Consider the following 26,894-nt stretch of genomic DNA (forward strand, 5'->3'; position numbering starts at 1 on the left):
GCTTCTGCATGTTCCGCGCAAGAATCGTCGCGCGGGCCTCGGCCATGGAACGCCCATCCGGGCCATGTCCGCTGCGCCGCGCGGCAGGGCGACACCACAACGGGATTGATCTGGATCAGGGTAAGGGGCAGGCTTGGTGTTAGCCTGATGGCGGAAAGAGGAGGTGTCCCATGCGGTATCTGACCATTCTCGCGACCCTGCTGGCCTTGTCCCCGGCGCTGGCACAAGAAGCTGAAATCGGGGCGGAAATCTATCAGGAGAACTGCGCCACCTGCCACGGGATCGAGGGCGACGGCAAAGGCCCGATGGCCCCGGTTCTGCTGGTGCAACCTTCGGATCTGACCAGCCTGACCCGGCGCCATGACGGGCAATTCCCGCTGCTGCGGGTCGTGATGCGGATCGATGGGCGCGAGCCGCTTGTCAGTCACGGCTCCGATATGCCGATCTTTGGCGAGTTCTTCGAAGGCGTGCATGACGTGCCGCTCAAGACTGCGGCGGGGCAACCGATGCTGGTCAGCCAGCCGATTGCGGATCTCGTCGCCTATCTGAAGGAAATTCAGCAATGAACCGCGTCCTGACCGCCGCCGCCGCCCTTGCCGGGCTTGCAACCTTCTCTGCCTGTGGCCTGATCCAACCGGAAACGCGGCAGGGGGCCGGGGGGCTTGCGTTTCAAAGCAATTGCGCCGGATGCCACGGGTCCGATGGGCGCGGGGGCGGCACCCTGTTTGAACCCGCGCCAAGCATCACCGGGCTGACACAGGCCGAAGGCGGGGCCTTCCCGGCGCAATACGTGGTGGATGTGCTGGAAGGCCACCGCCGCAGCGACGATTTCAGTGCCGCGATGCCGGATTTCGGCGGGCAAGGCATGGGGTCGGGCCGGTTCGTGTCCGTCGCGGGGGTGGACCGCCCGGTGCCGGCGCGAACAGCCGGGCTGCTTGCCTATCTCGAAAGCATTCAGGACTAAGCGCTCCGATCCCGGCGCAGGGGCCAAGATGCGCCTTGCCCGCATCGCAGCGCCGCGCATAATGTTCCGAAAGCGGCGTGGGGGCCGTGTCTGCCAAAGGGGAAAATCAGATGAAACCGATCTGGATCGTGGCACTTGCCGGTGCCGTGTCGATGGCTGCCGTGACGGCGGAGGCGCGCGCGCTCAAGCTCAAACCGGCCAAAACGCAGCCGGAGGCGGTGACCGAAGGCCTGTCCGTCGAATATGCCTTTCCCGATGACGTGAAATCCCTGCGCGACGCCTATGTGGCGCTGGGCGTTGGCGCAGAGCAGGGCACGCCGCTGGCCGGGATGGATTACCTGTCGTCAGAGGCCGCGCCGGGCGCGCTCACCAGCGGGCAGGAGACTAAGGTCGCCGCACGGATCACCGGGTATCTGCGGTTCGACGCGCCGGGCACCTACCGGATGGAAACCTACAGCAATGACGGGTTGGAACTGACCATCGGCGGGCGCGAGATCGCCAAGGTCGATGAAAAGCGCGGCTGCGACCCGATTGGAGAGGTCGAATTGCGGGTGCCCGAGGCGGGCTGGTACGAGGTCGAGGCGCTGTATTGGCAGCGCAAGGGCGGGTCGTGCCTGATCCTTGAATGGGCCGCTGAGGGCGGCGAATTGGAAGTCGTCCCGGCCAGCGCCTTCGGGCATTGAGCCGGGGGCGCTGCGGCGGGCGACCTTCGATCCAGCCTTTGAACGGGGCACTTTCGCGCGGAACCAAGGGCGAAGCCCGCCGCGCAGCGCCGACCCGCCCCCCGGGGCGGCGATTGGGTGCCGTTGGCGGCTAGATCAAATTGCGGGACAAGCTTGGCTGCCATAAAGCGCGCCGCTCAATGGCCAGACGCCACCCCGCGGGTCGGCGATGGTGTGGCTAACTCATAGCACAACGTCTTGCGTTCAAACCGTGGAGTTTTTGCGTAGTTTACAATTCGCCGGTGCGGGTTCTTCGAACAACTGTTCAATCGCTCTTCTCTTGAAGAACCTAGCTAGCTGAGCCAAGAATAGGTCCTTCGATTGATCCGCTCCAAATCTGCCGGAGTAAATTCCAATAAATTGGTAGATTGGCAAAGCTGTTTGACTTACTGAACCGTCTATGAACCTGTTTGTTGCTGTTGAGCTGCCAATATATACGGGCGCGCCTGACATGCCTTCGCGCGTTGCTGTATCTACTAAAACCGTGGGCGTACCATCATCCATTTCCACTTCCGGTTCTGAAGCTACTGAACCTTTTTTCCAAACCGGAATATTTGCTTGCTTTGATAAGCCTCTCGGGTAGCCTAAGATGAAAACCTCTGCGCCTGCATGAAGCGCCAGGTCTGAATGGAACGTATGATTATTCACTGGATACATACGTGCGTTTGATGGCAAATCACTTAGACGAATAGCGGCAACGTCAATGTCTTGACCCTGTGAATGCTGCATCCAGGCTGGTTCGCCATTTGGTTTCAGCAATGAGACCTGCAATCCCTCAATACGCTTGCCTAGCTGAGAACCATGAAGTGTTATCCGAAAATTGTTTGGAGTTGCATTCATTTTGTGCAGCGGTTGTCCGGAGTAGGTATCCCTACCGGAAAAAACATGCCAGTTCGAAACAAGGTAGTCTACGCCGAGGTGCCGATAGATAAAGCCGCTGGCGGGCCCTAAACAGATGTCATCCTTATAGGAGAGAATTGGTATGCTTTGAGCTGACAGTCGATCTATTTCACTCAAACATCCAACTCCTCCACAAACCTCGCATTCTCGGAGATGTATTGGAATCGCATCTCGGGCTTTTTGCCCATCAGACGCTCCACCAGATCGCCGGTTTGGCCGGGCTCGTCTTCGTCGATGCTCACGCGGATCAATTTCCGCGTTTCGGGGTTCATCGTGGTGTCTTTCAGATCCTTCGCGTCCATCTCGCCCAGACCCTTGAAGCGCGAGACGTCGATCTTGCCTTTGCCGCCGATGCCCTTTTCCAGCCAGGTGTCGCGTTCGGCCTCGTCCAGGCAATAGACCCGCTTGGCCCCTTGCGTCAGGCGGAACAGCGGCGGGCAGGCAAGGTAGAGATGCCCGTGGTCGATCATCGGGCGCATTTGCGTGAAGAAGAACGTCATCAGCAGCGCCGCGATATGTGCGCCGTCCACGTCCGCGTCGGTCATGATGATGACCTTTTCATAGCGCAGGTCATCCACGTTGAACTTGCTGCCAAGGCCGACGCCAAGCGCCTGTGTCAGGTCGTTGATCTCGGCATTGCTGCCCAGCTTGGAGGATGCCGCGCCCAGCACGTTCAGGATCTTGCCGCGCAGGGGCAGCAGCGCCTGGGTCTTGCGGTCGCGCGCCATCTTGGCCGATCCGCCCGCCGAGTCGCCCTCGACGATGAACAGCTCTGTGCCTTCGCGTGAACTGTTGGAACAATCGACCAGTTTGCCGGGCAGGCGCAGTTTCTTGGTGGCGGTTTTGCGCGCGGTTTCCTTTTCCTGCTTGCGGCGCAGGCGTTCTTCGGCGCGCAGCACGAGGAAGTCGAGGATCGCGCCCGCCGCCTTGGTATCGGCGGCCAGCCAGTTGTCGAAGTGGTCGCGGACCGAGTTTTCGACCATGCGCTGTGCGTCCACCGTGGCCAGCCGGTCCTTGGTCTGGCCGACGAATTCCGGCTCGCGGATGAAGCAGGACACCAGCGCGCAGCCGCCCGTGGTCAGGTCTTCGCGGGTGATGGTGCTGGCTTTCTTGTTGCTGACCAGCTCGCCATAGGCCTTGATGCCCTTGAGGATCGCGGCCCAGAAGCCCGCCTCGTGGGTGCCGCCCTCGGGCGTGGGGACGGTGTTACAGTAGGACTGGATGAACCCGTCGCGGGACGGGGTCCAGTTGATCGCCCATTCGACCTTGCCGGGGGCGTTGAATTTCTCGAAGGACACGGCGCCGGTGAAGGGGCGTTCGGAATAGGTCGTCGCCTCGCCCAGGGTTTCGGTCAGGTAGTCCGCCAGCCCGCCGGGGAAGTGGAACGTCGCCTCTTGCGGCATGTCGCCATCGGGCAAGGCCGATTTCCAGCGGATTTCCACGCCAGAGAACAGATAGGCCTTGGAACGCGCCATCTTGAACAGGCGCGCAGGCTTGAGGCTGAGCGAGCCGAAGATTTCCGGGTCCGGGTGGAAGGTGACGGAGGTGCCGCGCCGGTTGGGGGCCGCGCCGATCTTTTCCAGCTTGGTCTGCGGCACGCCCTTGGAAAATTCCATCGCGAAAAGTTCACGGTTGCGCGCCACTTCGACGCGCAGGTGGTCGGAGAGCGCATTCACCACCGAAGAGCCGACCCCGTGCAGGCCGCCCGAGGTTTCATAGCTGTCGCCAGAGAATTTGCCGCCCGCGTTGAGCGTGCAGAAGATGATTTCGAGCGCGGATTTCTCCGGGTCTTTCGGGTGCGGGTCGGTGGGGATGCCGCGTCCGTTGTCGCGCACGCTGACATGGCCGTTTTCGTGCAGCTCGACCTCGATCCAGGTGGCGTGTCCGGCGACGGCCTCGTCCATGGAGTTGTCGATGATCTCTGCCACCATGTGGTGCAGCGCGCGGTCGTCCTTGCCGCCGATATACATGCCCGGCCGCAGGCGGACGTGTTCCATATCCTCGAGCACCTGAATGGAGGAGGCGTCATAGGTTTTGGTTTCGGAAGTAGACAGAAGGTCGTTTGCCATGTGCTGCGCTGCTCATTTTAGTGGTTGGTCCACAGTATGACACCAAATCCGGGGGGGAAAAAGCGCTCAAGTGTTAATGCGCGGCCTTTGCTGCGGGTAAGGCGCGGGGCGTCGGTTGCGGTGGCGCGGTCCACGGGCCGCGCGGCTGTGGGCGGGTTTGGCCTTTGGAAACAGAGTGTTTCGGCACGGTTTTGGGAAAGGGTGGCCACGGTTCCGCCGGATTTCGCGTCTAGCCAGAAAAGTGGTTAACACTAACTGAAAGGCTTCGTTTTGAATTTTTCTATGAAATTACCCATGAAATTTGGTGCCGTTCTGTTGGCGCTTGCGGGCGGTCATGGCGCTCAGGCGGCGACGGTCGATATTGGTTTTGAATATACCGGGACGATCGTGTCCTGGATCGTGCCGGAAACCACAACCTACCGCATCACTGCGGTGGGCGCGCAGGGCGCTGCCGGGGACAGCAGGTATGAAGGCGGGCGTGGCGCGCTCATCGCGGGCAGTTTTGACCTGCTGCAAGGAGACGTCTTCATGATCGCCGTCGGCGGTGCCGGCGTTGCGAGTTCGCCAGACGTGAATGCGGGCAACGGCGGCGGTGGCGGGGGCACGTTCTTTGTCGCCGCGGCGGGAGACGCGCCGATGCTGATCGCGGGCGGTGGCGGCGGGACCCGTGCAGATGTCAACCAGAATGGCACTGACGCCTCGATTGCCGAAGCGGCCTATACCGCCAGCGGGTACACAGCCTCTTACACCCCAATGCTGAAAACCACGGGCATCGGACAGGGCGGCGTCGTGTCTTCCTTTAGTTGGGGCTCTGCCGGCGCGGGGTTCTATACCGATGGCCAAGGCGAATACGGATCTGACAATGGCGGCAAGAGCTGGAGCAATGGGCTTGTCGGCGGGGCCGGCTTGGGGTGCGCCGCGCCTGCACCGGGTGGCTTTGGCGGCGGCGGCGCGGGTAATGGCTGCTGGGGCGGCGGCGGCGGTGGCGGCTATTCCGGTGGTGATGGCGGCCGCGTCGCGGGGGGCGGCGGCTCCTTCAATGCCGGGTATGACATGTTCGCGCTGGCAGGTGTCGGGTATGGCAATGGGTCGCTCAAGATCAGCTATGATCCGGGCCTGATCGCGCCGGTTCCGGTTCCGGCGAGCTTTCCGCTGCTGATTGGCGGCGTTGCCGGGCTGTTCGTGATGAAACGTCGGGCCAAGGGGTAACCCTTACGTCCGTCGGGTGAGGGGGGCGCCGTCCGGGAAACCGGGCGGCGTTTTTCGCAAGGTAATATGCTCATTCCGCGCTGTATTGGGCCATGCGCGTAGTGATCGGAGTGCGCCCGCACCGGTGTTACTGCGGCCAATTGCGGGGCAGGCTGCGCGCGGAAAGCCCTTCTTCCACGCTGGTTCGGTAATGCAGCATCGAGTGATCGAGGCCCGGGTTTTCAATCTTTGGACGACACAAACGCACTTCGCCGAGGTGAAAGAAGGCCCCGGGCAGGTTGCATACCCGGTCGTCGGAGCGGTTCACGCACAGGCAGCGGCGTGCGGCCTTGCGCAGGGATTTCGTCCGGCTGGGACGCGGTGCGGCGAATGCAACGGCGGGGATGTTATACCCGGACGACAGGATCTGCGCCGAGGCCGCGCCCAGCGAATGACCGATGATAAAGCTGGGGCTGTAGCGGTTGGCAAGCAGCCAGTCTTGCACGACCTTGGCATGGGCGAGAAAGCCTTGGTGCCAGCTCACGCCGTCCACATTGGTCATCCGCAGCCGCCCCTTGCCAAGCCGCTGGACGCGCAGATTATAGCGGATGTAGTCCATCACCGTGTTGGAGCCGGGGATCAGCAGGGTGTTGTCCGTCAGCAGGATCGCTTCGACATCGTTCTTGGAGAAAGCGGCCTTGAATTGATAACCGATCTGGGCGTGTCGCCGCCCGGTATACGAGGCTTCGGCCAATTCGGCGGCGCGTGTCAGGCTGTAGCGCATCCCATTCCCTTTCGTGCAAATATGCTTGTGTGAATACACGTCAGGATAGCAGATGCAGGGGGGCTGTCATCTGTGTTTCGCCGTCGGGATACCTGGGGGAAGTGTTCGCGTCAGGTTGCGGTCGTTTTTGAGTATTTTGGGAACAATGAAGGGCAAGGGTGACGTGTGAGCGTCAGGTGGTGGTCCAGTCGAGGATGATTTCGGCGATCTTTTCGGGGGCTTGATGCGCGAGCCAGTGATCGGCCCCGTCGACTTTGACCCTCGTGAGGTTCGGGGCGAATGCTTCCAGCCCTTCGGTTGCTTCGGGCAGCAGGGCGGTGTCATCGGTACCCCAGATCAGCAGGTGGGGTTGCGCGATATGGAGTTTGTCCAGCGGCAGGTCGGGGAGGGGCAGGGACTCGCCGGGTTTTGCCACAACGAGCGGGGAGGCGCGATACCAGTGGATCATGGTTTTTAGGCCGGCCGCGCCGCCCCATGCGGACTTGTAGGCAGCGAGCCGGTCCGGTGTCATCCAGCTGAGGTCCATTTTCGCCGAGAAGAGTTGCAGCAGTTTTGCGTAGTCATCCTCGGCCAGGCGGTTTTCCGATCCTTCTTTGCGCAGCACTTTGATATATTGGCTGGCCTCCGCCTGCGCGCCGCCATTCGCCAGTGCGCGTTGGAAGGGCACCGGGTGGACGCCATTGGCGATGATGAGCCGGTCCACCAGTTCAGGGCGGAACATGGCCAGCCCATAAGCGACGGAAGCGCCCCAGTCATGGCCGAGGACCGTAAGCGGCTCGTCTCCGATCACGGCGGCCATATCCGCGACAAGCGCGGAAGTGCGGTAGGCCGCCACATCGTCGGGACCGCCGGTTTTGCCATAGCCGCGCTGGTCCGGGCAGATACAGTGGAACCGGTGGGCAAGGCGCGGGGCAAGGGCCTCCCACGCGCCGGAATATTCGGGAAAGCCGTGCAGCATGAGCAGGCGCGGCAGTGACGGATCACCGTAGGTTTGAGCGAAGATCGGGCCGCGCGGGGTATCGTACCAAGTTTCCATGAAACCAAGCGTGGCGCGGCGCGCGGTCTGTGGCAAGCGGGACGTTGCGTATGCGGCGGAATGGCAATTGCCGCGCTGACCGATCGGTGGTTAGTAGATCCTCATGATGACGCGATTTCTGGTTTGGGCAATGAGCCTGCTGGCTCCGGTCGCTGCGGCGGCGCATCCGCATGTCTTTGTGGAGGCTGGCCTGCGCCTTATTGTCGACGGCTCCGGGCGGCTGGAGGCGGTCGAAGTCGGGTGGACATATGACGAGCTGTATTCGCTGTTGATCCTTGAGGATAAGGGGCTGGATGCGGATGGCGACGGCGTTTTGAACTCGTCCGAGCAGGCGGCTTTGGCCGGATTTGACATGAACTGGGTCGCGGATTTCGCGGGCGATTTGTTCCTTCAGAAGGGGGATGCGGCGCTTGAGCTGGGGCGCCCCGTGCCGCTGAGTACCGAACTGGGCAAAGATGGGCGCATCACCACGTGGCATCGCCGGGCGGTGGGCGTTCCGGCGCAGGATGTGGTGGTGCAGGCCTATGATCCGACATTTTACACCGCCTATGACCTTGGCGGCGGGGTCGAGGTGATTGGCGGCTGCGTGGCCGATATCACGCCGGTCGATCTGAATGCGGCCTATTCGGCGCTGGAGGAAATCCTTTATGGGATGCCGCAGGCCGAGGCGGAAGTGGCCTTTCCCGAGGTCGGTCAGAAATTCGCGGATACGGTGGTTTTGCGGTGCGGGCAGTAAGGCGACATGGCGCGTTTGCCGCCGTGCTTTTGTTGGTCTGTGGGCTGGCCGTCTGGCTTTGGGGCTTTGGCGGCGCGACGCAGGTTTCGATCTGGGCCGCGGCCGAGCAACGAGAGGTCCAGCGCGGGCTGGCAGGTGCCTTGCGCGCGGTCCGCGCGGGGCAGCCTTGGGCCCTGGCAAGCCTTCTGGGCCTGTGCTTTGCCTATGGCTTCTTTCACGCAGCAGGGCCGGGGCATGGCAAGCTGGTCATGGGCGGTTACGCGCTGGGCACCGATGTGCCGCGGGCGCGGCTGATCGGGTTGACGTTGGCCGGATCGCTGGGGCAGGCGGTGACGGCCATCCTTCTGGTCAGCGCGGGCGCTTTGGTTCTTGGCTGGAGCCGCGAGCGGATGACCGATCTGGCAGATGGATCGCTGGAGGCGGTGAGCGCCGGGGCGATTGTTCTTGTCGGATTGTGGCTTGTTTGGCGAGGGCTTCGCAGGTTGCGGTCGGTTTTCGCGGAACGTAGGCATGAGGCGGAGCACATGCATAGTGCTTCGTGCAGTCATTCGCACGGGCACACGCATGGGCATACATATGGGCATGACCACGCTGATGGACATGACCACGCGCACGGGAACGACGACGGCGTTTGCAGCAGTTGCGGCCACGTGCATGGGCCTACGGCGGCGCAAGTTGCCGGGGCGACCACGTGGCGCGCAGGGCTGGGCGTCGTGCTGGCGATTGCGGTCCGGCCCTGTACCGGGGCGCTCTTCGTTCTGATCCTGACCTTTGCGATGGGGATCGGCTGGGCCGGTATTCTGGGCGCGTTGGTGATGGGGCTGGGCACAGCATTGTTGACAGTGGCCGTGGCATTGGGCGCAGGAGAACTGCGCGGCGGGTTCCTGGCCCGGCTCGATGGTCTTGCGGGCCGCCGCATCATGGCACTGATCGAGATTGCCGCCGGGCTGATCGTCGCGCTGGTGGCGGCTCAGACCGTTCTGCGGGTTGGCGCGCTCTGGTAGGGTGCGCTGAAGCGCACCCTACTGGCGGGATCATTCGCCGGCTTGTTTCGTCTCAAATCGCAGACCTTTGGCGGTGCGTGGCGGGAAGCCCTGCCATTGGCTGTTGTCCGGTTTGGGAGTTCCGTCCTCGTTCACCGAAACGGCGCTGTCGTCAGAGTTGGGCACGAGGTCGAAATAGGTGGCCTTGTCCGCGTCGCCCTTCACATGCAGGTCCATGAAGGCTGTCGCGAAATGCTGGGTGATGTTGTTCATCCGCACCGTGTCCCAGACCGCATCGGCGTAATGTTCGAAGGGCACGAATTCCAGCGTCTCTACCGGCTGATAGCTTTCCGCCGGGGCCGGCATCGGGGCTGCCGCGTTATGGTTGGCGTGATTGAACGTCAGCAGGTGGCGCGTGGTGCCGCTGGTTTCGTCGAAGATCATCCGCATCGCGTTATAGATCGAAACGTCATCCACGCTGCCTGCAATCAGCATCAACGGGCGCGAGAACCCCTTCATCCCCTCTGCATCCCAAAAGCCGGTATTGCGCCCCCACGGCCCGATGGCGATCACCGCTTTGAGGCGCGGATCATCGGTCAGCTTTGCGTGGCTTTCTGTGCCTGCCATATTGGCTTCCAGCAGGCCGCGCGGAGTGCCCCAGGTGTATTCGGTGGACGCTTTCGTGACCCCGGCGCCGCCATAGATCAGCGCCCCGTAGCCGCCCATGGAATACCCGATCAGCCCAGCCGTGGTCGCATCCGTGATCGCCGCCAGATCCGCGCCGATGACCTCCGGATCGCCCATCTGGTCCAGAACGAAACGCTGGTCATGGGGCCGGTTCAGCAGGGTGGAACCGAAAACGGTCTGGTCGGAATAGGTGCTGTCCGTATGGTCGATGGAGACGGTCACATAGCCCTTGGAGGCGAGGTTTTCGCCAAGATGGCTCATCAGGTAGCGGTTGCCGGGATACCCGTGCGAGATCACGATCACGGGGAAGGTCTCTCCGCTGGCGGGGGCCGCGTCGCGGGTCGCCATGCCCTGAAGCTGCGTGGCGGTCTGCCCGTCACGGATCACGGTGTCATAGGTGGTGCCGGGCGTGGTGCCAGCCGCCGCAGGATACCAAAGTTCCACGGTCAGTGGCCGGTCATAGGTCGGGATCGCGTCATCGGTCACATTCAGCACATCGATCCGGCCCGGATCCGACAGTTCCAGCGTGCGCACGCCGACCGGATAGTCCCCATGTGCGGCCAGTTCCGGCGCGTCGGGGCGGATCGTGTCGATACGGTTCTCGGCCTGCGCCGCGGCGGTCAGGGCCGCTGCAAAGCCAAAGGTCAAGGCGGTGGTGGTCTTCATGTGCTGTCCTCCTGTCACACGGGTCGGGATGCCGGGTGTTCTCCCCCGACTCCGGTCTCAACCTAGCGTAGGTCTGCCAAAAGACATGTGTGTGACGTAACGGCAGCCCTGCTTGATGCAGGTCAAGGCACGGTTTTTGCAGGTGCGGCATACTGTGCAGGACATAGCGAAAGGAGAGGTCATGGACGGATCGGCGATGGAAGCGAACCAGCAAGCGAATGGCAAGGCACGGGCGCAGAGCCGCAAAGCCGCGCCAACCCCGGATGAAATCCGCCGCGCCTTTGAAGGCGGCACCTATCCTTACGACACGAAACTGGCCCGTGCGACCTATGAACGGCGCAAGGCGCGGCTTCAGGCCGAGTTGCTGAAAGTGCAGCTTTGGGCGCAGGAAACCGGCCAGAAATTCGTGCTGCTGTTCGAAGGGCGCGATGCGGCGGGCAAAGGCGGCACGATCAAGCGCTTTACGGAACATCTCAATCCGCGCGCAGCCCGCGTCGTCGCGCTGAACAAGCCCACATGGGAAGAGAAGGGCCAGTGGTATTTCCAGCGCTATATTCAGGAACTGCCGACCGTGGGCGAAATGGTGTTCTATGATCGGTCTTGGTACAACCGCGCCGGTGTGGAACGGGTGATGGGATTTTGCGAGCCATCCGAATATCTGGAATTCATGCGCCAAACGCCAGAGCTTGAGCGGATGCTCGTGCGGTCGGGTATCCGCCTTTACAAATACTGGTTCTCGGTCACGCAGGACGAACAGCGCGCACGGTTCCAAAGCCGCGAGACCGATCCGCTCAAGCAGTGGAAGCTGTCCCCGATCGACAAGGCATCGCTGGGCAAATGGGACGCCTATACCGAGGCGAAGGAAGCGATGTTCTTCTACACCGACACCGCCGATGCGCCTTGGACTGTGGTCAAGTCGAACGACAAGAAACGTGCGCGTCTGGGCTGCATGACCCATTTCCTCGCCTCGCTCGATTATCCGGGCAAGGATGTGAAACTGGTTGGTCAGCCCGATCCGTTGATCGTCGGCCAAGCGCATCACGTGATCCACTCGTCAGAGCATATCCTTGGCAAGGCGCTGCACCCCGACACGCGCAAATCGTGATCTGGTCTGCCGGCGGTGGACAGGTTCGGGCGGGGTGGGAGCCTGTCAGCGGCGTTTGAGCATCCTGCCCGGTTTGGCTTTGACGACGGCATAGGCTGTCGCGGTAAGGGCTGCGGCACATAGGGCCAACTTTGACAGGGTGCCCATCGTGCCGTCGATCAGCACCGCGTGCGCGGCGGTGGTAAGCACCGCCAATGTCACGGCGACAAGGTGGCTCAGCCGCCAGACGCGCGGTGACAGACGCCTTCGCAACGCAGCGAAAAACGCCGCGCCAAAGATCGCCCACATGGCTAGCGCGCCCCAGATCGAAAACGGCGTGGGGGAGCGGAAAAGCAACACGTCCACCACATCCGGCGGGCTGGTGATCCAAAGGCCGGCAATGTGGATGACAACCATCAGAACCAGTGCCACGCCGATGACCCTGTGCCAGCGTCGCCCGTCAATGCCGGGAAGTAGCCGCCGGATCAGAAGCGGCTGCAACAGCAACAGCGCAAGCCCGGCCACCCCCGCGAAACCTGCCGCGATATAGACCGGCTGGCGCCATTGCAGCAGCGGGCTGGTGGCGGCGATGGCAAGCGGGCCAAGCGTCAGTGCGCCAACAAGCGCCCCGATCAACGTGGCCCTGCGCCCGGACATGCGCGCTCAGGCAGGTTGCAGGACGAAATGCGCGGACAGTTGGGTGTCCGAGGTGCGCGGCAACAATGGTCTGAGGAAGACGGATTTGAATGCGTCACTGTCATAGGCGACGTGGCCATGGGCCTGCCCGAAGGCGGGCACGATTTGGGGCATTTCCAGCCGGAATTCACCATTCTCATCGGTCAGAGTCGCGCCGTGGCTTTCGGGGTCGCGCTCATGCCCTTCGGTCGTATGGGCCCAGACCTGAATGCGCTGACCGGGCAGCGGCGCACCATCGCCCGCGCGGCGCACAGTGCCTGTCATCCAAAAGCCGCCATTGCCGATCCGTTCGACGATGGGCGCGCCGGGGCGATAGTTATTGGCCCCGCCGCGCATCGTCTGGGTCGGGGCGATCTCGGCGGCGCGCGCCGGCACAAGAAGGCCAGAGGCAAGCGTGGCGGCACCAGCGGCGACAAAGGTTCGACGGGTGAGGGCGGTCAGGGTCATGGGACAGTCTCCTGCTCAGGACGTATCAGGTTGCAACCCTAGATAATCCCGGACGCCGCGAAGGCGAAGTGGCTGCACGGGATCGTGAACGGCGAATATCGTGAACTGGGGATTTCGCCCCAGCGGTCATCTGAAAAAGCTGCGGCGGGCTTCGCGGGCCATATTCCTGCGCATCTCCAGCTCGGCGATGCGGGTTTGCAGGGTGCGGCGGTCTTCGGGTGACTCGGTCTGCGCCAAGGCGGCGCGGGCCGCGTCCAGCTCTTTTTGCAGGGTGAATTCTTCGGGCACGACGCCCGCCTCTGCGGCCATGCGCATCGCGGCGGACAGCCCGGCATCCTCGCCCACGGGGCGATCCGGCAGCGGCGCGCCTTCGCCCTTCAGACCGGACAGTTTCCCCTCCGCCTCGGCACGGCGAAGTTGACGTTCGATCATACGGTTCAGCGCGGATAACATGGGACCGAGTGTATCCCGGCCCGGCCGTCGTGTCAGCCCAATTCTGCGAGCCGCGCGAGCGCTTCTTTCAGCTTGGCTTCCTCGCCCTGACGCTCTTCGAGGTTAGCGCGGGTTTCGGCCACGACCTCTGCCGGGGCGCTCTCGGCGAATTTCGGGTTCTTGAGACGCCCGGCCAAGCCGCCGATTTCCTTGGCCAGTTTGCCAAGCGTCTTTTCCAGCCGTGCCTTTTCCTCGGCCACGTCGATCACACCTTCCAGCGGCAGGCCGAACTCTCCGCCCGGCAGGCCCAGCGTGACGGTGCCTTTCGGGAAGCTGTCGACCTCTTCCAGCGTTTCGATCCGCGCCAGCCGCTTGATCAGCGCCTCGTTGGCCTCGAACGCCGCACGGGCGCGGGGCGTAAAGCCCTTGACGACCATTGGCACATAGGCCCCGGCAGGCACATGCATCTGCGCACGGGCTGACCGGGTTTCCTCGATGATCCGGATGGTCCAGCCAAGTTCCGCATCCGCGTCCTCATCCACCAGTTCGGCGGCGGTATAGGTCGGCCAATCGGCATGGATCAGATGCTTGGGCCGGGCTTTCTGCCGCCAAAGCTCTTCGGTGATGAAGGGCATGATCGGGTGCAGCAGGATCAGGCATTGATCCAAAACCCAGGCATAGGTCGCGCGGGTTTCGGCAATCGCATCGGCGTCACCGCCATCGAAAACCGGCTTGGTGAATTCCAGATACCAGTCGCAGAACACGCCCCAGACGAACTTGTAAAGCGCATCGGCCGCATCATTGAACCGGAAGTCGGCAAGGGCCGCATCCACCGCCTCGCGCGTTTTTGCGACCTCGCCCTTGATCCATTTGTTCAGCGCCAGTGTGGCCTCGGGGGCGGGGTCGGCATGAGGCACCTCCATGACGCCCTTCATTTCGCCATAGCTGGCCGAATTCCACAGCTTGGTGCCGAAGTTACGATAGCCCTTGATCCGCTCCATATCGAGCTTGAGCACACCGCCAAGCGCCGCCATCGCCGCCGAAGAAAACCGCAAGGCATCCGCGCCGAACTCGTCGATCACCTCAAGCGGGTCCACCACATTGCCAAGCGATTTGGACATCTTCTTGCCCTTGGCGTCGCGCACGAGGCCATGCAGATAGACCGTGTCGAACGGTTTCTGCCCGGTGACGGCATATTGCATCATCATCATCCGCGCGACCCAGAAGAACAAGATGTCCTGCCCCGTGATCAGGGTCGAGGTCGGGAAATACCGCTTCAGCGCATCGGTGTCCTCGGGCCAGCCAAGCGTCCCGATGGGCCAAAGCCCGGAAGAAAACCACGTGTCCAGCACATCGGGATCGCGCCAAACCGGATAGACCAGCTTGGTCGGATCCTGATCGATCTCGTACTGGGCCAGCGATTGCGCCAGTTTCTCGGTCGCGTCCGCGCGGCTTTCCGCCTCGATCACCGTCGCGTGGTTGAGAGGCACGGGCAAGACCGCCTCATCATCCATGAATTTCGCTTTGACCGCGTCGAAATCCGCCGCGCAATGGGCATGTTCCTCACCCGGCAGCAAACGCTGATCCAGCAGGAAACGTCCCATCTCGACCGCGTCGAGCGCCCCATCGCCTTCATCATCCTGAAAGCCGGTGCCGTTCAGGTTCAGGCCATACCAAACCGGAATCTGATGGCCCCACCACAGCTGGCGCGAGATGCACCAAGGCTCGATATTGTCCAGCCAGTGATAATAGGTCTTCTCGCCGCTCTCGGGGATGATCTTCACGTCACCGCCGCGCACCGCGTCCAGCGCAGGGCCGACCACCTTCTCGGCATCCACGAACCACTGGTCGGTCAGCATCGGCTCGATCACGACCTTCGACCGGTCGCCAAAGGGCTGCATGATCGGCTTGTTCTCGACCAGCGGCACGGATACCTCGACCTCGTTACCGTCCTCATCGGTCTGAACTTCCGTGGTCATGACCGCCAGCCCTTCGGCCGTGATCTGCTCGACCACCGCCTTGCGCGCCTCGAACCGGTCCAGTCCGCGCAGCTCGTCCGGTACAAGGTTGATCGCATCGGCTTCGGCTTCGGACAAGCTGCGCTTGCCTTCGGCCACCGCCATCGCAATCGCCGCTTCCTCGGCATAGGGCGCCCCATCGGCGCGCATCGCGCCCTTGGTGTCCATCAGCCGGTACATTGGAATCCCGCCGCGCTTGGCGACTTCGTAGTCGTTGAAATCATGCGCCCCGGTGATCTTCACCGCACCCGATCCGAAATCGGGATCGGGATACTCATCGGTGATGATCGGGATCAGGCGGCGATGCTCTTTCGGCCCGACCGGAATTTCGCAGAACTTGCCCACGATCGGCGCATAGCGCGCATCGCCCGGATGCACCGCAACCGCGCCATCGCCTAGCATCGTCTCCGGCCGCGTCGTCGCAATAGAGATATAATCCCGCGTCTCGCGAAAGATCACTTCGCCGTCTTCATTGTTCTCCAAATACTCATATGTCTCGCCACCGGCCAAGGGGTACTTGAAGTGCCACATATGCCCGGCGACTTCCACATTCTCGACCTCAAGATCGGAAATCGCCGTTTCGAATTTGGGGTCCCAGTTGACCAGCCGTTTGCCGCGATAAATCAGACCCTTCTGGTAGAGGTCGACAAAAACCTTGATGACCGCATCATGGAAATTCCCATCCTCCCCCTCGGGGGCAGAGGGCGCGCCGGACATGGTGAACGCCTCGCGCGACCAATCGCAACTCGCGCCCAGCCGTTTCAACTGGCCGATAATATTCCCGCGCGACTTGATCTTCTGCTCCCAGACGCGCTTTTCAAACGCTTCCCGGCCCATTTCCGCCCGCGACGGCTCGCCATTGGCGGCCATCTCGCGTTCGGTCACCATCTGCGTGGCAATGCCCGCGTGGTCGGTGCCAGGCTGCCAAAGCGTGTCAAAACCCTGCATGCGCTTCCAGCGGATCAGGATGTCCTGCAACGTGTTGTTGAACGCGTGGCCCATATGCAGTGCGCCGGTCACGTTCGGGGGCGGGATCATGATGCAATAGGCTGAGGCCTCGGGCTTTGCGTTCGCCCCGGCGGTGAAACAGCCCGCTTCCTCCCACATCTGGTACAGGCGCGGCTCGGCTGTTGCGGCGTCGAATTTTCCCAATGCCATTGCGATGGTCCCCAATTGATATTGCGAGGCGGGGATACCGCTAAGCGCGAGCGAGGGAAAGCCCCTTGGCCGCTTGGCCCGCCTGCGTTCGTGTAATCGCATGGGCGCGGTGACGGCGTGACAACCGCGTGCGGGCGCGCCATGTTGGGCGGACCTGAAATGAGGCAGAGCATGATTGAAGAGTGGCAGCACCCGTCCGGGTTTCGTTGGGATCACGTCAAACTGGATGTTGCGGGGCGCGCATGGCTGGATCAATCCGGCCTCGACCCGCTGGTGATCGAGGCGCTGGCCGCGCCGGATACGCGCCCGCGTGCGACGTTCTACGACGATGGTGCTGTCGTCTTCCTGCGCGGGGTCAATACTAATGAAGGGGCCGAGGCAGAGGATATGGTCTCTGTCCGGATGTGGGTGGAACCGGGGCGCGTGGTCTCGGTCTGGTTGCGGCCATTGCGGGCGGTGGCCCAGTTGCGCAGCGCGTCCGATCTGGGCTCTGGGCCGGATGGGCCCGGCGCGTTTGTCAGCCAATTGGCGCTGAATCTCTCCGAAACTGCGGCGCCGGTGATCTCGGACCTGGCCGATCGCGTGGACGCGCTGGAGGAATCGCTGGTCGACCCGGCGGTAAAGATACCGCGCGCCGCGCTGACCCGTTTGCGCCGCACCGTGATCGCGCTGCGCCGCTACTTCTCGCCCCAGCGCGACGCATTGTCGGAACTGCATCATGTGCATATCCCTTGGATTACCGACCAGGACCGCGACCGTCTGGCCGAGGCGACAGACCGCATGGCGCGCCTGACCGAAGAGTTGGAGGCGCTGGGCCACCGGACGCAGGTGCTTCAGGATCACATCGCGGCGCGGCAGGCGGATGACCTGAACCGGCAGATGTATCTGCTGTCCGTGGTGGCGGCGCTGTTCTTACCGCTGGGCTTCGTGACAGGGCTTCTGGGCGTCAATGTCGGCGGGCTGCCGGGGACACATAGCGATATCGCCTTCTGGATCGTCTGCGCCTTGATGGTGGCGCTTGGCCTGCTGCAATGGTGGATCTTCCGCGCCGCGGGCATCGTTCGGCGCGGCGACGACTGACGCCGCGGCGTCGGGACCGACCGCACCTAACGGTTGCGCCGCAGGGGGTCTGGATTCCCCTACTGGTTGAAAGCATCATTTTGTGGCATGCTTCCCCTATTACGAGAAATTTTTTGGGAGGTTGCTATGCCACAAGTAGATATTGCCGCGGAAACACAGGCCCTGCCTTTGGGCTATTATCTGTCCGCACCGTTGACTGCTGCTATCGAAGCTCAGGCGCTTTCGGCCCATTCCACCGTTGAATTCGTGGATATCCTGGGCACGGATGAATTCGGCGCGCTGCGCACGATGGAGTTCAAATACCTCAAGGGGATCACAGATCCGTCCGATGGGTCACTGACCCAAGAGGAGGTGACGCTGACCGTGCCGACATTGGCCATGGTCGAAGCGCCACATATGTCGATCGAGAACCTCAGCGTCGATTTCGAGTTCAAGATCAAGGACGTGATCACCAAGTCGAACCAGCTCAAGCTGAGTTCCAGCGCCTCGACGGAATTTCAGCACTCCACGCAGGTGAAGGCGCAGACCAGTGGCCTTGCCGCATTCCTGTTCGGCAAGGCCAATGTGACCAGTTCGACCAGTTTCAAGGCGAATATGAACGTCTCGGCCGCGTATCAACGCAATGCCGCGCAGAACACGGAGCGTCAGGCCACGCTGAAGATGAGCATGACCGCCAAGCAACGTGTGCCTGAAGGGTTCAAACGGGTGCTCGACATATTTGCCGATGCGATTTCCAGCCAGGCCGATACCGATGACGGGGGCAACTCCTGATGGAAGACGAAGACTACGATATCGGTACGCTTTTGGGTGGCCCCGTGCGGGCCATTCAAGAGGCGCAGATCGCGGCAGAGCGCGAATATATGCAGTTCCTGCTCGATTACGGGCTGGAAGAAACCACGCGCAAGGAAGACGGCAAGGAGGTGCCGGATCTCAAACTGCGCGAGATCAGCTTTGGCATGACCCGTGCGATCAGCAACCCGGCCGCGCCGGGCGAGGTGGTGGAAACGCAAGCGCGTGTGCGTGCCCCGCTGTTGTCGCTGGTGCAGATGCCGGCCATCGGGATCGAAGAGGCGACGATAGAGCTTGATCTTGATGTGCGCAGCGAAACCGAGGCCGAGGAAAAGGCGCCCGCGCCTGCGGCTGGCGACCGCCCGGTGATCGCGCGCGAGGCGCTGCTGCCCAAATCGCGGGTGGTGACGACGGCGCGGCTGAAGGGCAATGTCTCCAACGCGACGACGACCCGGAATTTCCGGACCCATGGCAAGCTCAACGTCAAGATGGTGCTGCGTGCGGCCCATGATGACGATCTGCATGGGCGTCTGGCACGGCTGGCCGGGGACGCGGTATCGACCTTGGCGGACGTGCCGGAATAGTGTGGGAAAGGGAGTGTGAGACATGGGACGAACACCAGTCAAGAAAGCGAATCTCAGGATCGCGACGCCGCTCGACCCGATGCTGTTCAAGGACGCCACCGTGGTCAAACCGACCGGAACGACCAAGGCCCCCGATCCGCGCCTTGCTGAGGTCGTGGCGGCCCTGCGCCGCGAGTTGGAGGCCGTGGCGCTGATCGCCGCGTCTGACGATCGCGAGGTGCCGCGCTTTCATCTGGCCGAGGCGGAGATGGATTTTTCCTTTGCCGTGACGGATCTGGAGGATGATGGCGTGCGCGTGGCGATTGATCGCGAGCGTTTGGCCGAAGTGCCTGACAATCAGGTGCACCGGATGAAGCTCAAGGTCGTGGATGCGGATGTGCAGGCGCTGATCGGGCGTGTGAAGCAGGATTAGCGCGGCGCCCATGGCTGTCTGAGGACACGTTTCGTGCCCGGCGCGCTTGCGGCAGATGCAGCGCGCCCAAGCTTTGCGCGCCGTGCCCGGATTCGGGCTGCCGCCGCGACGGACGGCTTGTCCGGCTCTTCTTTGTCTGGACACCATCGCGCTTTCGCCTAGTGTCCGCCGTGACCTACCAGCAGCGGATGAACGGAGCGCGGATCTCATGGAAAAATTCGGTAAAAGCCAGCCGGTAAAGCGCATCGAAGACACACGGTTCCTGACCGGGGCGGGGCGCTACATCGATGACATCGCGCCCGAAGGCGCGCTTTACGCGGTTTTCGTGCGCTCTGACGTAGCGCATGGGGACATTACCACGCTGGATGTAAGCGCGGCGCGCGAGGCGCCCGGTGTGAAGCTGGTGCTGACGCAGGCCGATCTTGAAGCGCAGATGGTCACCGCGACAATGGATTTCGCCGTTCAAACCAATCGCGACGGATCGAAGGGCGCGGCCCCGGCACGCCCGGTGCTGGCCAAAGACAAGGTGCGCCATGTGGGCGAGGCGCTGGCCGTGATCATTGCCGACAGCGTGGTTGCGGGGCGCGATGCGGCAGAACTGGTCGAGGTGGAGATCGACGATCTTCCTGCCAAGATGGATACCGCTGCCGGTGGCGCAGTGCTGCACGCCGAAGCGCCCGATAACCGCGTGTTCGACTGGGGCCTCGGGGACGAGGCCGCGACCAAGGCCGCCTTCGACAAGGCCGCGCAAGTGGTCTCGCTCGAAGTTGAAGACAACCGCATCATGGTCAACTCGCTTGAGCCGCGCGGCGCGTGGGCGCAGATCGAAGACGGACGCCTGCATCTCAGCTTCAACGGGCAGGGCGTCTGGGGCGCAAAGGCGCAATTGGCCGCGAAGTTCGGCTTGGACCCTTCCGATGTGCGTGTGACCAACCCTGATGTGGGCGGCGGATTCGGCATGAAATCCTTCATGTATCCTGAATATTTCTGCGTTGCGGCAGCAGCCAAGGCGCTGGGCACTCCTGTGCGCTGGATGTCCGAGCGGGGCGAGGCGATGCTGAGCGACAATGGCGGGCGCGATCTGGTCTCGGTGGCGGAACTGGCCTTCGACGACACCAACAAGATCACCGCCTACCGGATACATTCGCGCTGCAACATGGGGGCCCATTGTTCGCAATATGCACAGATGATCCAGACGCAGCTTTTCTCGCGCGTGCTGACAAATGTCTATGACATCCAGACCACATGGATGCAGGCCGAAGGCTTCTTCACCAACACCGCGCCGGTGGATGCGTATCGCGGGGCCGGGCGGCCCGAAGCGATCTATGTGATGGAACGGTTGATGGACCGGGCGGCGCGTGAGCTTGGCGTCGATCCGTTTGAATTGCGGATGCGCAACTTCATCCCGGCAGAGGCGTTCCCCTACGATACACCAGTGGGCGAAACCTATGATGTGGGGGATTTCCACAAGGTCATCACACGCGCCAAGGCCGAGGCCGATCTGGCCGGGTTCAAGGCCCGCCATGCTGCGGATGCAGCACAGGGGCATGTACGTGGCGTGGGGGTATGTTACTATATCGAAAGTATTTTAGGTGATCCTTCTGAAACAACCGCATTGGAATTTAACGAGGACGGGACGGTGACGATTTTCGTCGGTACGCAATCGAACGGGCAGGGGCACGAAACCGTGTTCACCCAGTTCCTTGCGGATCAGACGGGTATCCCGGCCGAGAAAATCCGCTTTGTCCAAGGCGACAGCGACCGGATCGCACGGGGCGGTGGCACCGGCGGATCGCGTTCCGTGACGGTTCAGAACAATGCCACGCTGGCGACCGTCTCCACCATGACGTCCGCGTTCACGGCCTTTTTGTCGGATGAAACCGGGGTGCCCGCCGAACAGATCAGCTTTGACGACGAAACCTTCCGCATCTCCGGTTCCAACTTGACGCCGACCATGCTCGACGTGGCGGACATGGCGCGCGAGAAGGGGCGCGACGACCTGCTGCGCCATGAAGAAACCGCGAAACTGGATGCGCGCAGCTTCCCCAACGGGTGTCACATCGCGGAAGTCGTGATCAGCCGTGATACCGGCGAAGTGCATTTGGATCGCTACACCGTGGTGGATGATTTCGGTAATCTTATCAATCCGATGCTGGCCGAAGGGCAGGTGCATGGCGGGGTCGCGCAAGGGGTGGGGCAGGCCCTGACGGAGCATGTCGTCTTTGACGAGGACGGTCAGCTGCTCACGGCAAGTTTCATGGACTATGCGCTGCCGCGCGCCTCAGATTTGCCTATGTTCTCTTTTACGTCTGAACCGGTGCCTTCCACCGCCAATATCATGGGCATGAAGGGCTGCGGGGAAGCCGGAACAGTCGGCGCGATGGCCGCCACGGCCAACGCGGTACAGGATGCACTTTGGGAATGTGGCGTCCGGCAGGCCGATATGCCGTTCACGCCGCTCCGTGTTTGGGAAATGATGGAGAATGCTCGGATCGCTGCTGAATAGACGTGTTGCCCGCCTTCTTCAGGGCCTGTTCGGACGAGGCGATCCGAAAACGCAGCCGCGTGAGCGGGGCAAGACAACCCATGTGATCATCCTTGATGGGACCATGTCCAGCTTGCGTGACGGGATGGAATCGAATGCCGGGCTTGCCTACAAGCTGTGCCGCGAACAGGGCGCGCCGGTCTCTGTCTATTATGAAGCGGGTATCCAGTGGTCGCATTGGCGCAAACTGGGCGATGTGGTCGTCGGGCGCGGGATCAACCGGCAAATCCGCCGGGCCTATGGGTATCTCGCATCGCGGTATCGGCCCGGCGACAAGATCATTCTGATGGGATATTCGCGCGGCGCTTATGCGGTGCGCAGCCTTGCCGGTGTGATCGACCGCGTGGGCTTGCTGCGCGCGCAGGACGCCACGCAGCGCAATGTGCGCGACATCTACCGCCACTACGAGAACCACCCGGATAGCGACGCCGCGCAGGCTTTTGCGCGCGCCCATTGTCACGACACGGTCGAGATCGAGATGATCGGCGTCTGGGATACGGTGAAGTCGCTTGGCCTGAACCTGCCGTTCCTGTGGCGGCTCAGTACACCGCGCCACGACTTTCACAACCACCATCTTGGCCCCTCGGTCAAACGCGGGTTTCACGCGCTGGCGCGCAATGAAACGCGACTGGCTTATGATCCGGTCATGTGGGAATCCGATCCGAACTGGCAGGGTGAATTGATCCAGATGTGGTTCCGCGGCACCCATGGCGATGTGGGCGGGATGCTTGGCGGTTTCGAAGAGGCGCGCCCGCTCGCCAATATCTCTTTCGTCTGGATGATGGAGCAGGCAGAGCGCTGCGGCCTTGATCTTCCGGCCGGGTGGCAGGCGCGATTCCCGCAGGATCCGTCCGCGCCTTCTTCGGGCAAGTTTCGCGGCATGGGCAGGTGGCTGGTGGCCCGGCGCGCGCGGCGCATCGGACTCGACCCGTCAGAACGTGTGCATCCGAGTGTCTCTGCCGTGCCGGAGCCTTCGGGCTGGCGGTTGCCCTTCGCGGGGCTGCGTGCCTCGCATTAGGGCCAAGGCGATCCCGGTCAGCGCGGCGTCATCACGATGCAGGTTGTCGATCCCGTCGCATACAGCTTGCCGTCTTCCACCCCGCGAATTTCGCCATGCGCCACCCCAGTCGAGCGGCCCACGTGATCGGTGGTGCCGACGCAGTCGATCATCATGCCCAGCGGGATAGGGCGCAGGATATTCACCTTGTATTCCAGTGTCGTATAAACCGACCCCTTGGGCACGCGGGTCATCACGGCGCAGGCCATCGCGCTGTCCAGAAGCGTGCCGTACCAGCCGCCATGCACGGTGCCCATCGGGTTGGTCTTCTCAAAGCTGGGGGCGCCGCGGAACACGGCGCGGCCTTCTTCGACGCTGAGCAGCTCATAGCCAAGGGTTTGGCCAATCGGCGGGCCGGGAATTTCGCCTGCCAGCACCGCCTGCATGAATTCAAGGCCCGACATGCCGAGCGTCTCCTGCGGGGTGGGCAGATCGGCGGGAGAGGTGGCAAAGCGCTTTGACATGAAAAAACCTTCCGATTGAGTGCAACCGGAAGGCTATGCAAGGTCAGTGCCGGTGCAAGTGTTACGCGACGTCCCGCAAAACCGGGCGCAGCACGGGCTGTTCGGGGGCAAGACCAAGGGCAAGGCACAGCCGTTCGGTCAGATGCGCACTGTTCAGGGTGTAGATATGCAGGTGATCCACGCCTTCGTCGATCAGCGTCGAACAAAGTTCGGTGGTGACGGCCAGTGACAACAGGTCAGCCCGATCATCGCGGATCGCCGCATCGAAGGCCTGATCCAGCCAATCCGGCACAGAAGCCCCGCAACGTTCAGCAAAACTGCGCGCGCGCGTCCAATTGGTCGGCGGCAGGATGCCCGGCACGATCCGCTGCGTGATCCCGGCCTTGGCGCAGGCATCGCGGAAGCGCAGGAAGGTGTCCGCCTCGAAGAAGAATTGCGTGATCGCCTCGGACGCGCCTGCATCGAACTTGGCTTTGAGATAGTCGATATTCTGCTGTTGCGAGGATGCCGAAGGGTGGCTTTCGGGATAGGCACCGACGCGGATATTGAAGTTGCCGGTTTCGGCCAATGCGCTCACCAGCTCGACCGAACTTGCGAACCCGTCCGGGTGCGGCGCAAATTCAGCGCCCGCGCTGTCCGGATCGCCGCGCAGGGCGACGATGTCGCGGATACCGGCATCGGCAAAGCCTTGTGCCCGTGTCATGACATCTTCCTTGCTGGCGCGGGCGGCAGTCAGGTGCGACGCCACGGGCAGCTTGGTCTGCTCCATCACCGCGCGCGCGGTGTCCAGGGTTTTGTCCTGCGCCGATCCTTGCGCGCCATAGGTGACAGAGACGTAGTCAGGCGCGAATGTGCTGAGCCGCGCCATCGCATCCCACAGCTTGAACGATGCGGTCATGGAGGCGGGGGGGAAAATCTCGAAAGAGACAGAAGGGGCGGACATGTCAGAATTCCTCTTGGGACGTCTCCCTTGTGCCATCAGTCGCTTTGTGAGACAAACTCATATTTCTAAAGATTAACATGAGGAGCGCTTGATAATGCATCTGGAATTCCGGCATTTGCGCACGATCAAGGCGATCCACGAGGCGGGCGGCTTGGCCCGTGCGGCAGAGGTGATGAACATCACCCAAAGCGCATTGTCCCACCAGATCAAGGGCTTGGAGGAACAGGCCGGGGTGGAGCTTTTCGTGCGGCGGTCCAAGCCGCTCAAGCTGTCGGCAGCTGGCAAGCGTTTGCTGGGGTTGGCCAATCAGGTTTTGCCGCAGGTCGAAGCGTTGCAGCAGGAATTCGAAGGCTTGCGCAGTGGCAAGGCGGGGCGGTTGCATATCGCGATTGAGTGTCACGCCTGTTTCGAATGGCTGTTCCCGGTCCTGGAGCTGTTCCGCAAGAACTGGCCGGACGTGGATGTGGATATTCGCCCCGGTCTGGCCTTCGATGCGTTGCCCGCACTGATCAAGGAAGAGGTCGATCTTGTCGTGTCCTCCGACCCCGAAGAACTGCCCGGTGTCGAGTTTGTCGAACTCTTTGATTACAATCCGGTTTTCGTGGCGGCATCGTCGCATCCTCTGGCCGAGAAAGCGTATATCGAGGCGGAGGATTTCCGGGGCCAGACGCTGATCACCTACCCGGTGGAACGGCAGCGGCTGGATGTGTTCTCGCAACTGCTCATCCCGGCCAAGGTCGAACCGGCGGCGATCCGGCAGGTGGAATTGACGGCCGTGATCCTGTTGCTGGTGGCCTCGGCGCGCGGTGTGTCGGTGCTGCCGGACTGGGTGGTGCGCGAGGTCAAATATTCCTCTGACTACGTGACGCGGCCCCTGACCAAGGACGGAATCACGCGGCGGCTTTACGCGGCGGTCCGCTCTGACGATCTGGAACGGGGCTACATGAATGACCTGATCAAGCTGGCCCGGCAGGAAGCGCGCCGCCTTCAGGCGCAGTAGCCACGGCGCGTTCCAGCGCTGTTACGGCGGCCCGGATCGTGTCTGACGTGGTGCGGTGGTTCACGATCGCGGCGCGCAGGCAAGGCGCTCCGTCCAGCGTGGTGGTGGAAAAGACAGCCTCGCCCGACAGTTGCAGTTGCGCCGCCAAGGCCGCCGGGTCGCCCTGACGCGGGCGGATCACGCACAGGTTCGACACGACGGGGCAGGCGAGGTCCAGCAGGTCGGACGCTTCGGCCAAGGCCCCCATCAGCGCTGCCTGCTTGCAATTGTCGGTGACAACCGCGCCGATCACCTCTGGCCCATGGGTTTGCAGCGCGGTCCACATCTTGAGCGCGCGGAACCCCCGGCTGAGTTCGGTGCCGTAATCGGTGGGCCACCAATCCCCGGCGGCCAGCCCCTTGCTTTGGGCGGCAAGATATTCGGGCCGCTCTGCAAAGGTTGCCCGGTGAACCGCTTGGTCCCGGATCAGGCAGGCCCCGCAATCATAGGTCACGCCCAGCCATTTGTGGCCGTCCAGTGCGATGCTGTCGGCCTCTTCCATCCCGTCCGCCAAGGCGCGCCATGGGGCATCTGCAAGGCGAATCCAGTATCCGAAGGCGGCGTCCACATGCAGCCATGTCCCGTGGGAATGGGCGATCCGCGCAAGCCCGGCGATGTCGTCGAACGTGCCGGTATTCACCGACCCGGCGGTGGCGACGATGGCCAAGGGCTCAATCCCCGCATCGCGGTCCTGGCGCAGCGCTTCGCGCAGCGCGTCCAGGTCCATTTGCCCGTCCCGCAGCGGTATCTGTTTGAGCGCTTGGGTGCCGTGGCCCATGACCTGAAGCGCTTTGACCACGCAGCTATGGGCCCCCTTGGCCGCGTAAACACGCAGGCGTGGCATGTCATGCAGACCGCGCGTTCTGACCGCCGCGCCAAAGCGTTTGAGCCGCGCCGCACAAAGCGCATAGATCGTGGCCTGCGATGTGCCTGTGGTCAGGATGCCGCCGGTGTTCGCCGGCCAGCCTGCGGTGGCGCACAGCCAGCGGATGACTTCTTGTTCCACCCGGATCGCACCGTGATCGCGCCCGCCGCAATTGGAATTCATCGTCGCCGCCACCAGTTCCGAGGCAAGCCCCATCGCCTGCCCGGTCCCATGCACCCAGCCAAAGAAGGCCGGATGCGTGTTGCCGGTGGTTTGCGGCAGGATATCTTGCGCCAGCCGGTCCATCACCGCGCCGTGTTCGCCGGTGGTCTGGTCGGGGATCGTGATCGCTTCGTTGAATGCGTCCGGCACCGGCTGCCAAGGCCGCTCGCGCGCGCTGTGCAACTGGTCGACGCATTGATCGAGCAGCCTGTGCATATCCGCCCGGAATGCCTCCCAATCCTGCGGGTCCATTCGGTAACCTTCACGGCCGGTCATGCTGGTCTCTCCTTGCGGGTCCGCGCCCGGCGGTGTAAGGCCCCGGCT

General features: G+C 62.7%; 26 protein-coding genes. 14 read left to right on the top strand and 12 right to left on the bottom strand.

The features are described 5' to 3' along the window. The first annotated feature begins 170 nt into the window (after window positions 1-170). The 3 genes from E4Z66_RS10505 (at window position 171) to E4Z66_RS10515 (ending at window position 1,647) form a co-directional block, all read left to right on the top strand. Window positions 171-566 carry a c-type cytochrome gene (locus E4Z66_RS10505; protein ID WP_136462934.1) on the top strand — a complete coding sequence of 132 codons (396 nt, stop codon included), beginning with the start codon at window positions 171-173 and terminating at the stop codon, window positions 564-566. Next, window positions 563-964, top strand: a complete 402-nt coding sequence (locus E4Z66_RS10510) for a c-type cytochrome (protein WP_136462935.1) — start codon at window positions 563-565, stop codon at window positions 962-964. The genes E4Z66_RS10505 and E4Z66_RS10510 overlap by 4 nt, the downstream gene beginning before the upstream one ends. Window positions 965-1,074: 110 nt before the next feature. After that, a complete protein-coding gene (locus E4Z66_RS10515; protein WP_136462936.1) occupies window positions 1,075-1,647 on the top strand; it encodes a PA14 domain-containing protein in 573 nt (190 codons plus the stop codon). Window positions 1,648-1,890: 243 nt separating this feature from the next. On the opposite strand, the gene E4Z66_RS10520 is transcribed toward E4Z66_RS10515, so the two are convergent. Next, window positions 1,891-2,703, bottom strand: a complete 813-nt coding sequence (locus E4Z66_RS10520; protein ID WP_168797773.1) for a S1 family peptidase — start codon at window positions 2,701-2,703, stop codon at window positions 1,891-1,893. Beyond that, window positions 2,700-4,655, bottom strand: coding sequence for a DNA topoisomerase IV subunit B (gene parE, locus E4Z66_RS10525; protein WP_136462938.1), 1,956 nt, complete (start codon window positions 4,653-4,655; stop codon window positions 2,700-2,702). The genes E4Z66_RS10520 and parE overlap by 4 nt, the downstream gene beginning before the upstream one ends. A 294-nt stretch (window positions 4,656-4,949) precedes the next feature. Between parE and E4Z66_RS19935 the strand changes: the two genes are divergently transcribed. Continuing rightward, on the top strand, window positions 4,950-5,864 hold the full coding sequence (locus tag E4Z66_RS19935; protein WP_168797774.1) for a VPLPA-CTERM sorting domain-containing protein: 915 nt from the start codon (window positions 4,950-4,952) through the stop codon (window positions 5,862-5,864). 127 nt (window positions 5,865-5,991) lie between these two features. On the opposite strand, the gene E4Z66_RS10545 is transcribed toward E4Z66_RS19935, so the two are convergent. Then, window positions 5,992-6,627 carry an alpha/beta hydrolase family protein gene (locus tag E4Z66_RS10545; RefSeq protein ID WP_136462941.1) on the bottom strand — a complete coding sequence of 212 codons (636 nt, stop codon included), beginning with the start codon at window positions 6,625-6,627 and terminating at the stop codon, window positions 5,992-5,994. 172 nt (window positions 6,628-6,799) lie between these two features. Next, complete coding sequence (locus E4Z66_RS10550) at window positions 6,800-7,663, bottom strand: alpha/beta fold hydrolase (protein WP_136462942.1); 864 nt, start codon at window positions 7,661-7,663, stop codon at window positions 6,800-6,802. Between the two features lie 103 nt (window positions 7,664-7,766). Between E4Z66_RS10550 and E4Z66_RS10555 the strand changes: the two genes are divergently transcribed. Both E4Z66_RS10555 and E4Z66_RS10560 read left to right on the top strand, forming a co-directional pair. After that, entirely contained in the window at window positions 7,767-8,399 is a 633-nt protein-coding gene (locus tag E4Z66_RS10555; RefSeq protein ID WP_246035964.1) for a DUF1007 family protein, read from the top strand. Window positions 8,400-8,422: 23 nt separating this feature from the next. Then, window positions 8,423-9,403 (top strand): nickel/cobalt transporter, encoded by a 981-nt coding sequence (locus E4Z66_RS10560; RefSeq protein WP_246035965.1) that lies wholly within the window; start codon window positions 8,423-8,425, stop codon window positions 9,401-9,403. A 30-nt stretch (window positions 9,404-9,433) separates the two neighbouring features. On the opposite strand, the gene E4Z66_RS10565 is transcribed toward E4Z66_RS10560, so the two are convergent. Continuing rightward, a complete protein-coding gene (locus E4Z66_RS10565) occupies window positions 9,434-10,735 on the bottom strand; it encodes an alpha/beta hydrolase family protein (protein WP_136462944.1) in 1,302 nt (433 codons plus the stop codon). Between the two features lie 196 nt (window positions 10,736-10,931). Here E4Z66_RS10565 and ppk2 point away from each other — a divergent pair, with 196 nt between their 5' ends. Beyond that, complete coding sequence (gene ppk2 / locus E4Z66_RS10570; RefSeq protein ID WP_246035993.1) at window positions 10,932-11,840, top strand: polyphosphate kinase 2; 909 nt, start codon at window positions 10,932-10,934, stop codon at window positions 11,838-11,840. A 45-nt stretch (window positions 11,841-11,885) separates the two neighbouring features. Here ppk2 and E4Z66_RS10575 read toward each other — a convergent pair whose 3' ends face one another. The 4 genes from E4Z66_RS10575 to E4Z66_RS10590 form a co-directional block, all read right to left on the bottom strand. Next, window positions 11,886-12,476 (bottom strand): ferric reductase-like transmembrane domain-containing protein, encoded by a 591-nt coding sequence (locus E4Z66_RS10575; RefSeq protein WP_136462946.1) that lies wholly within the window; start codon window positions 12,474-12,476, stop codon window positions 11,886-11,888. A 6-nt stretch (window positions 12,477-12,482) separates the two neighbouring features. Beyond that, window positions 12,483-12,962 carry a peptidase associated/transthyretin-like domain-containing protein gene (locus E4Z66_RS10580; RefSeq protein WP_136462947.1) on the bottom strand — a complete coding sequence of 160 codons (480 nt, stop codon included), beginning with the start codon at window positions 12,960-12,962 and terminating at the stop codon, window positions 12,483-12,485. A gap of 126 nt (window positions 12,963-13,088) precedes the next feature. Beyond that, window positions 13,089-13,415, bottom strand: coding sequence for a DnaJ family domain-containing protein (locus E4Z66_RS10585; protein ID WP_136462948.1), 327 nt, complete (start codon window positions 13,413-13,415; stop codon window positions 13,089-13,091). A gap of 32 nt (window positions 13,416-13,447) precedes the next feature. Then, complete coding sequence (locus E4Z66_RS10590) at window positions 13,448-16,570, bottom strand: valine--tRNA ligase (RefSeq protein ID WP_136462949.1); 3,123 nt, start codon at window positions 16,568-16,570, stop codon at window positions 13,448-13,450. Window positions 16,571-16,741: 171 nt separating this feature from the next. Here E4Z66_RS10590 and E4Z66_RS10595 point away from each other — a divergent pair, with 171 nt between their 5' ends. From E4Z66_RS10595 to E4Z66_RS10620, 6 genes are all read left to right on the top strand, one after another. Continuing rightward, window positions 16,742-17,650: a zinc transporter ZntB gene (locus E4Z66_RS10595; RefSeq protein ID WP_168797775.1), complete on the top strand. Its 909-nt coding sequence runs from the start codon at window positions 16,742-16,744 to the stop codon at window positions 17,648-17,650. 126 nt (window positions 17,651-17,776) lie between these two features. After that, window positions 17,777-18,421, top strand: coding sequence for a DUF2589 domain-containing protein (locus E4Z66_RS10600; RefSeq protein WP_168797776.1), 645 nt, complete (start codon window positions 17,777-17,779; stop codon window positions 18,419-18,421). Beyond that, entirely contained in the window at window positions 18,421-19,023 is a 603-nt protein-coding gene (locus E4Z66_RS10605) for a DUF2589 domain-containing protein (RefSeq protein WP_136462952.1), read from the top strand. Before E4Z66_RS10600 ends, E4Z66_RS10605 begins: the two co-directional genes overlap by 1 nt. A gap of 22 nt (window positions 19,024-19,045) precedes the next feature. Beyond that, window positions 19,046-19,435: a trypco2 family protein gene (locus E4Z66_RS10610; protein WP_136462953.1), complete on the top strand. Its 390-nt coding sequence runs from the start codon at window positions 19,046-19,048 to the stop codon at window positions 19,433-19,435. A gap of 208 nt (window positions 19,436-19,643) precedes the next feature. After that, complete coding sequence (locus tag E4Z66_RS10615; protein ID WP_136462954.1) at window positions 19,644-21,941, top strand: xanthine dehydrogenase family protein molybdopterin-binding subunit; 2,298 nt, start codon at window positions 19,644-19,646, stop codon at window positions 21,939-21,941. Continuing rightward, the gene (locus tag E4Z66_RS10620) at window positions 21,919-22,998 is read left to right on the top strand and encodes a DUF2235 domain-containing protein (protein ID WP_136462955.1); all 1,080 of its coding nucleotides are present in this window, start codon (window positions 21,919-21,921) and stop codon (window positions 22,996-22,998) included. The genes E4Z66_RS10615 and E4Z66_RS10620 overlap by 23 nt, the downstream gene beginning before the upstream one ends. A gap of 17 nt (window positions 22,999-23,015) precedes the next feature. Here E4Z66_RS10620 and E4Z66_RS10625 read toward each other — a convergent pair whose 3' ends face one another. Together E4Z66_RS10625 and E4Z66_RS10630 are read right to left on the bottom strand one after the other, a co-directional pair. Further along, on the bottom strand, window positions 23,016-23,501 hold the full coding sequence (locus E4Z66_RS10625) for a PaaI family thioesterase (protein WP_136462956.1): 486 nt from the start codon (window positions 23,499-23,501) through the stop codon (window positions 23,016-23,018). A 61-nt stretch (window positions 23,502-23,562) separates the two neighbouring features. Continuing rightward, on the bottom strand, window positions 23,563-24,444 hold the full coding sequence (locus tag E4Z66_RS10630) for a methylenetetrahydrofolate reductase (RefSeq protein ID WP_136462957.1): 882 nt from the start codon (window positions 24,442-24,444) through the stop codon (window positions 23,563-23,565). 94 nt (window positions 24,445-24,538) lie between these two features. Here E4Z66_RS10630 and E4Z66_RS10635 point away from each other — a divergent pair, with 94 nt between their 5' ends. Then, on the top strand, window positions 24,539-25,444 hold the full coding sequence (locus E4Z66_RS10635; RefSeq protein ID WP_136462958.1) for a LysR family transcriptional regulator: 906 nt from the start codon (window positions 24,539-24,541) through the stop codon (window positions 25,442-25,444). Here the strand turns inward: E4Z66_RS10635 and E4Z66_RS10640 are convergent. Continuing rightward, entirely contained in the window at window positions 25,401-26,846 is a 1,446-nt protein-coding gene (locus E4Z66_RS10640) for a pyridoxal phosphate-dependent decarboxylase family protein (RefSeq protein ID WP_246035966.1), read from the bottom strand. The genes E4Z66_RS10635 and E4Z66_RS10640 overlap by 44 nt on opposite strands. Window positions 26,847-26,894: the final 48 nt, after the last annotated feature.

Origin of the sequence: Aliishimia ponticola (assembly GCF_004803475.1) — a bacterium.
Classification (GTDB): domain Bacteria; phylum Pseudomonadota; class Alphaproteobacteria; order Rhodobacterales; family Rhodobacteraceae; genus Aliishimia; species Aliishimia ponticola.